Origin of the sequence: Blautia sp. OM07-19, from assembly GCF_003481595.1 — a bacterium.
Lineage (GTDB): Bacteria > Bacillota > Clostridia > Lachnospirales > Lachnospiraceae > Blautia_A > Blautia_A intestinihominis.
The window spans coordinates 21071-27314 of sequence record NZ_QULA01000039.1 but is presented as its reverse complement, the minus strand read 5'-3'; the positions used below and the strand labels follow the sequence as shown (position 1 = coordinate 27314).

At 42.3% G+C, this 6244-nt stretch carries 7 protein-coding genes; 3 read left to right on the top strand and 4 right to left on the bottom strand.

Annotated features, from left to right (window positions below):
* Positions 1-193 precede the first annotated feature (193 nt).
* Positions 194-1027, bottom strand: coding sequence for a carbon-nitrogen hydrolase family protein (locus DXC01_RS17600; RefSeq protein ID WP_118699476.1), 834 nt, complete (start codon positions 1025-1027; stop codon positions 194-196).
* 267 nt (positions 1028-1294) lie between these two features.
* On the opposite strand from DXC01_RS17600, the gene DXC01_RS17595 reads away from it, so the two are divergent.
* The 3 genes from DXC01_RS17595 (at position 1295) to DXC01_RS17585 (ending at position 2928) form a co-directional block, all read left to right on the top strand.
* Entirely contained in the window at positions 1295-1687 is a 393-nt protein-coding gene (locus DXC01_RS17595) for a transporter substrate-binding domain-containing protein (protein ID WP_243111661.1), read from the top strand.
* Positions 1688-1759: 72 nt separating this feature from the next.
* Positions 1760-2191, top strand: a complete 432-nt coding sequence (locus DXC01_RS17590) for an ABC transporter permease subunit (protein WP_022213377.1) — start codon at positions 1760-1762, stop codon at positions 2189-2191.
* Positions 2182-2928 (top strand): amino acid ABC transporter ATP-binding protein, encoded by a 747-nt coding sequence (locus tag DXC01_RS17585; protein WP_118699475.1) that lies wholly within the window; start codon positions 2182-2184, stop codon positions 2926-2928. Before DXC01_RS17590 ends, DXC01_RS17585 begins: the two co-directional genes overlap by 10 nt.
* A 58-nt stretch (positions 2929-2986) precedes the next feature.
* On the opposite strand, the gene DXC01_RS17580 is transcribed toward DXC01_RS17585, so the two are convergent.
* The 3 genes from DXC01_RS17580 to DXC01_RS17570 form a co-directional block, all read right to left on the bottom strand.
* Positions 2987-3808, bottom strand: a complete 822-nt coding sequence (locus DXC01_RS17580) for a carbohydrate ABC transporter permease (RefSeq protein ID WP_118699474.1) — start codon at positions 3806-3808, stop codon at positions 2987-2989.
* Positions 3808-4689 carry a carbohydrate ABC transporter permease gene (locus DXC01_RS17575; protein ID WP_227222944.1) on the bottom strand — a complete coding sequence of 294 codons (882 nt, stop codon included), beginning with the start codon at positions 4687-4689 and terminating at the stop codon, positions 3808-3810. Before DXC01_RS17575 ends, DXC01_RS17580 begins: the two co-directional genes overlap by 1 nt.
* Positions 4690-4835: 146 nt before the next feature.
* Positions 4836-6161, bottom strand: coding sequence for an ABC transporter substrate-binding protein (locus DXC01_RS17570; RefSeq protein WP_022213381.1), 1326 nt, complete (start codon positions 6159-6161; stop codon positions 4836-4838).
* Positions 6162-6244: the final 83 nt, after the last annotated feature.

The following is a 6244-nucleotide window of genomic DNA, read 5'->3' as shown; positions in this document are numbered from 1 at the left end:
ATTTGCGCGCCTAACTCATCACTGGAAGTAACGAGAATGCGGCGCGCAGTTATTCAACATATTAAGGTAGCTATTTCGCTCTTCCTTTGGTATCTGAAGTGCATCCATAGCCTGCTCTATGGTCCATCCCATACTTTCCATCAATTTATAAAAAATTATAACAAGCACATATAGCTTCGCACAAAGCATAGCATTATTTGCATAGTTTTTCCAGACGGTACATATCCTTCCGCCTGCTCTTTAATAATGGTAACTCTTCTCTTACCTGCTCTTCATAGTCAAGGTCCAGTTCTGTCAGAAGTACGCCTTCTTTTTCATCCAGCATATCTATGACTCTGCCCCATGGATCTGTGACAATGGAATGTCCCCAGGAAATATATCCTGCGGATTCATCGCGCATTGGGGCGCAGCCTATCATGTAGATCTGGTTGTCCAGTGCTCTGGTTCGGAAGGACAGTTCCCAGTGTGCAGGACCTGTCGTCATATTGAAAGCCGCTGGAACGAGGATTGCCTTTGCGCCATCATTTACCATCATCCGCGCAAGCTCAGGGAACCGAATATCAAAACATAGCATGACTCCCATCCTGCCAAACTCGGTATCAAAAACTGTATCATGATCTCCCGCCGTCAAAGTATCGGATTCCTTAAATGTCTGTCCACCTGTGACATCAATATCAAACAAATGCACCTTTCTGTGCTTGCCAATCTGTTTTCCCTGCCTGTCAAAAATATAAGATGTATTGTAAACCTTTCCCTCAGCATCCTTCTCCGGCATTGAACCGCCGATAAGATAGATTCCATATTGTTTTGCGTATTCCGAGAGCTGCTGCCATACAGGCCCACCCTCTTCTTCTGCATAGACCGGGAAATTCTGCGTCTGATATGGACAGCAGAACATCTCCGGAAGGATAACAAAATCCGGTTTCTCATCTTTTATCTTTTCAAGATATATTCCCGCTGTCCTGACATTCTGCATTTTGTCAGTCACTGTTGGCATCTGTATTGCTGCTACTTTTATTTTTGCCATTTTCTGTCCCTCTTTTACCTTTTTTGACATGTACATTTAAATGGTAGCATAAGCACCAATATCTGTACATAAATTTTCTATAAATATACTCTCTTCCCTCAAACTATGTTTTATTTATAGGGCAATTCCTTTAATATGGTAAAATTTTAAAACATTCCATTGACAGTGTGTTTTGGGAATGATAGAACTGAAAAAAGCGACGAAGGCGTCAGTTTTTTTGTAAACTGCGCCTTTTTTCATTATTTAAAAGAAAAGGAGTGTTTCTCTATGAAAAAGATGTGTTATTTATTAACAATGGGATTACTCGCAGGAAGCCTTACTGTTCCTGTATTTGCAGCTTCTGATGCAGAGACAGATAAGAAATGGACTATCGCAACTGATACTGTATTCAAACCTTTTGAATACACAGATGACAGCGGTAATTTCGTAGGTATCGACGTAGACGTACTTGATGCGATCGCAAAAGATCAGGGCTTTGAATATGAACTCAAGAGTCTTGGATGGGACGCTTCTATCGCTGCATGCCAGACTGGACAGGCTGACGGTATGATCGCCGGCGCATCTATTACAGATGAAAGAAAAGAAAGCGGTGAATACAACGAGATCATTGCCAAATACCTCGGAGAAGACGCAGTTCCGACAGAAGAAGCTGCTGAATAATCAGAATATATATTACACGAATTACAGGGCTGCTGCATTTTGTGGCAGCTTTGTTTTTGAAAGGAGTTTTCCATGATCCAGATCATAACAAGATATGGAAATCTGCTGCTCCTTGCAATGGGACAGACCCTGCTTCTTGCTTTATGCGGTCTGTTTTTTGCCTGTATTCTGGGTATGTTTTTTGGTTTGTTAAGTGTACTTAAGAATAAAGCCTGCAGAATCATATCTTCTATTTTTGTTGATGTTATCCGAGGCGTTCCTATGATCGTCCTCGCGTATTTTATTTATTTCGGTGTTCCTTACTGTCTGAACAATATGATGGGATTCAGTTTTACCCTGACAGCACTTCAGGCCGGAACTGGTCAACACTGCAAAGAACGTTGTTGCCAATTCTTTCATGTCCTTCCAGACATGGGGTATTGTTGCGATCATGTACCTGATCGTCATCACAATCCTGTCCAAAATCGCAAAAGTCTTAGAAAGGAGATTAAACCGTGGCCGTAAATAAAGACAACGTCAAAATCCACGTATCACATTTGAAAAAAAACTTCGGCTCTCTGGAAGTCCTGAAGGATATCTCCACAGACATTCATGAAGGTGAAGTAGTCGTTATCATCGGACCTTCCGGAAGCGGTAAATCTACTTTCCTGCGCTGCATGAACAAGCTCGAAGAGATTACCGCCGGAGAAGTGATCGTAGATGGACACAATCTTACAGACAAACATATTGATATCAATAAAGTCCGTGAAAATGTAGGAATGGTATTCCAGCATTTCAATCTTTTCCCGCATATGAATGTCACACAGAACCTGATGCTCGCTCCGGTAGAACTGAAAAAAGCTACCAAGGATGAAGCCAGACAGCGCGCCATCCACATGCTGGAAAAAGTCGGCATGGCCGACAAAGCTGACACATATCCAGAGCAGCTTTCCGGTGGGCAGAAGCAGCGTGTAGCGATCGCACGTGCCCTCTGCATGACTCCTGATATCATGCTTTTTGATGAGCCAACCAGTGCTCTCGACCCGGAAATGGTTGGTGAAGTTCTTCAGGTTATGAAGCAGCTCGCCGCCGATGGCATGACAATGGTGATCGTAACCCATGAAATGGGCTTCGCCCGCGAAGTTGCCGACCGGGTTATCTTCATGGATGGCGGTTACATCGTAGAGGAAGGCTCCCCACAGGAAGTTCTCCTGAATCCACAGGAAGCACGAACAATTGATTTCCTGAATAAAGTATTGTAATAAAAAATAGACGTCTGTCTCTTATACGAGATAAACGTCTATTTTTTATTAATCGTTTTTACTCTTTCACCGCACCGGAAGTCATTCCACCAACGATGTATTTCTGGCCGATCATGTAAACAATGATAACCGGAATACAGGTAAGTACGATATCTGCAAAGATGTAGTTCCAGTAGCTCTTGTTCTTTCCGAAGAACTGGTATACTGCCATGGTCATCGGGAAGAGTTTGCTCTTGCTGGACAGGTACAGAGGTGTAAGGAAATCGCTCCATACTGTCATGAACTGCAGGATAAAGCAGGTTACAAGTGTTGGTTTCATAAGCGGCATGATGATCTTGAAGAACAGGCTCAGAGGTCCCGCACCATCAATAACCGCTGCCTCGTCCAATTCAACCGGAATGGATATTACGAAGTTTCGGATCGTAAATACACAGAACGGTATCATCGCACTCGTAAATACCATGACAATACCAACTCGTGTATCGTTCAGGTTTAAAGCACTCAAAACTCTTACCAGAGTTACATAGTTGACCGGGAAGAACAGTCCGCAGAGAACGAAGTAATACAGGAATGTATTTAACTTTGTTCTGTTACGGCACATTACAAATGCTGCCATCGCACACAGTACAACACCAAGTGTAGTTGCTACCAGAGCATACAGTAAACTGTTTGCAAATCCCTGGATCAGATTACCTTTTTTGATAACCTCTGCGTAGTTTGAGAATACCCATTTGGTCGGAAGCGCAAGACTCATTCTTGCGGCCTCTCCTTTATCCTTGAAGGAATTGATAAGTACCATGTAAAATGGAAGTACAACTGTCAGGCACAGAAGGATGCAGACAATATGCTTCAACGCGTTTTGAACTTTTTGCTTTTTCATTACTGCTGTACCTCCTGTTTACTCATTTTCTTAACAATACCTACACCGATGATCGCCGTAATGATAAGAAGGATCGTATTCAATGCAGAAGACATTCCATACTGACCTCTGGAGTAAAGCTGGAATGCATAAGTTGTAAGAACCTCTGTTGCATGTCCAGGACCGCCGTTTGTAAGAACGTAAACGATATCGAATACTTTCAGACCATATGTAATACCAAATACAAGGTTGATCATGATAGAACCTGTAAGCATTGGAAGTGTTACATAGCGAAGTCTCTGCCAGAAGTTTGCACCGTCGATCTCAGCAGCTTCATAGTAGGATTTCGGAATCGTATTCAGACCTGCGAGGAAAATAGTCATAACATAACCAATACCTCTCCAGGCATCTACGCCGTAAATGGATTTCCATACAACACCCAGATCAGAAAGCCATTTCTGTTTCAGGATTCCGAGATGCAGTGCATCCAGGATCGTATTCAGAAGTCCTGTATTGTAATTGAGGATAGATTTAAAAATCAGACCGATAATTACAAATGGAAGAATAGATGGCAGATATAACAGAGTTCTGTAAAGTCCTTTTCCTCTTAAGCCTTCCTGAAGCATGATTGCGATCATAAGTGCCGGGATCAGTTTTACAATGTTAGAAATGATCGTAAATTTAAGTGTATTCCCAATTCCACTTAAATAGCCTTTGTTTGATGTCAGAATTTCTTTAAAGTTCTGCAGTCCTACAAAATGTGTACCATTCAGGACACTTCTGGAATTCCAGTCTGTAAAGGAATATCCTACACCCATTGCACTTGGAAGCAGGAAAAAGATTACATACAATACCAGCGGCAGTACCAGAAACCACCAGGGATATATTTTTTTCTTATTCACTGAAGTTACCTCCTGTTCTCTTAGCAGCCAGATTAATCAAGTCACAAGGATAATCTTCTTATTTACTCCTTTAGCAGACAGTGCGAAGGATTTTACTCCCTCGCACTGAAGAATTACCCTTATTTCACAACGTTTTTATCTGAAATTTATTCCCAGTTTTCATCTCCGACAGTTTTTGCTGCTTCTGCACGGTTGGTATCCATGTTTGCAAGAACATCGTTTGCTTCCATTTCACCCTGGCAGAATGCGATCATATCCTGTCCAAACTGCATCCAGTAGTCGTTTGTATATTTTGTACCATTCTGAAGTACAGATACACTCATTTTATCTTTGTCTACAGTCTCAAGGAATTCTTCCTCTTCTGGCAGCCAGTGCTGTTCCAGATTGTCATCGTTTACATCAAGGTTTGTGTAAGCCGGTGAGTTGTCAAGGATTTCCTGAAGGCTTTCTGTTGTTGTTACGAAGTTGAAGAATTCTCTTACAAGGTCTTCATGCTCTGTTCCTTTGTATCCGAACATTGTCGGGCCAGCCGGGCTGGTTGGATACCAGGTATTGTCTCCAAGAGGAATCAGGAACATTCCATATTCATCTTCGGAACCTGTGTCATCTTTGATCTGTTTGATGTAACTGGAGTTTGCCATTGCCATTGCACATGTTCTGTCGCCAAATTCATTTGACATGTTTGTGCTGTCTGTTCCGATCCAGTCCTCTCCGAAGTAGCCTGCATCAGAGAGTTCTTTGAACTCGTTCAGAACTTCAAGCATTTTTTCATTATCAGCAAATGTTGCCTGGTTTGTATTCAGAGCATCGTACAGTCCTGGTGTTGCTTCTTCATAAACTCCACCGATCTGGAAGAATGCGAGCTGATGCTGCCATCCGTCTGCTCCTGGCATGAACCATGGAGTGATTCCTGTATCTGCGATCTTTGCGCAGAGGTCTTTGAGTTCTGCATATGTGGTTGGAACTTCCCAGCCATTTTCTTCAAACAGAGTTTTGTTGTAAAGCATTACGTACTCCGGAGAATTGTTCCAAACCTGAAGTCCGTATAATTTATCGTTGTATGTGCAGGATGCTTTTCTTGTTTCCGGCATAAGGTTTTCCCAGTCAGCTCCTGTAAAATCGATACAGTATTTCTCCGGGTCAACGATGGTTGATTCAATTGCAAATGGATTGGACTGGATCCAGAAAACATCCGCACAGGAATCTGTTGCCAGTTTTGACTGAAGAAGATCAGAATACTGATCTGCCGGGATTGTCTGAAGGTCAACGGTTACATCGTATGTATCCTCGAAACGCTCCAGTGTCTCATCATAACGGTTATCCATCCAGCCTGCGGATACCAGAATGCTTAATTCCTCTCCTGCAAAATCTTTGGTATCATCTGCTGCAAATACATTCACGCTAAGACCTGCTGTCATAGATGCTACCATTGCTGTTGCACATGCAACTGCCCAAAATCTCTTTCTCAACATAAAAAACTTCCTCCTTTTAATTTGTTTTTGTCACGTCCTTGATGAAATAAGTTTATCAGTAACTGTGTTTTTTATCCATGGAC

What these genes read in the sequence shown, in the direction of transcription:
- DXC01_RS17600 (WP_118699476.1), bottom strand. Translation starts at nt 1,027, where the DNA reads ATGGCAAAAATAAAAGTAGCAGCAATACAGATGCCAACAGTGACTGAC.
- DXC01_RS17595 (WP_243111661.1), top strand. Translation starts at nt 1,295, where the DNA reads ATGAAAAAGATGTGTTATTTATTAACAATGGGATTACTCGCAGGAAGC.
- DXC01_RS17590 (WP_022213377.1), top strand. Translation starts at nt 1,760, where the DNA reads ATGATCCAGATCATAACAAGATATGGAAATCTGCTGCTCCTTGCAATG.
- DXC01_RS17580 (WP_118699474.1), bottom strand. Translation starts at nt 3,808, where the DNA reads ATGAAAAAGCAAAAAGTTCAAAACGCGTTGAAGCATATTGTCTGCATC.
- DXC01_RS17570 (WP_022213381.1), bottom strand. Translation starts at nt 6,161, where the DNA reads ATGTTGAGAAAGAGATTTTGGGCAGTTGCATGTGCAACAGCAATGGTA.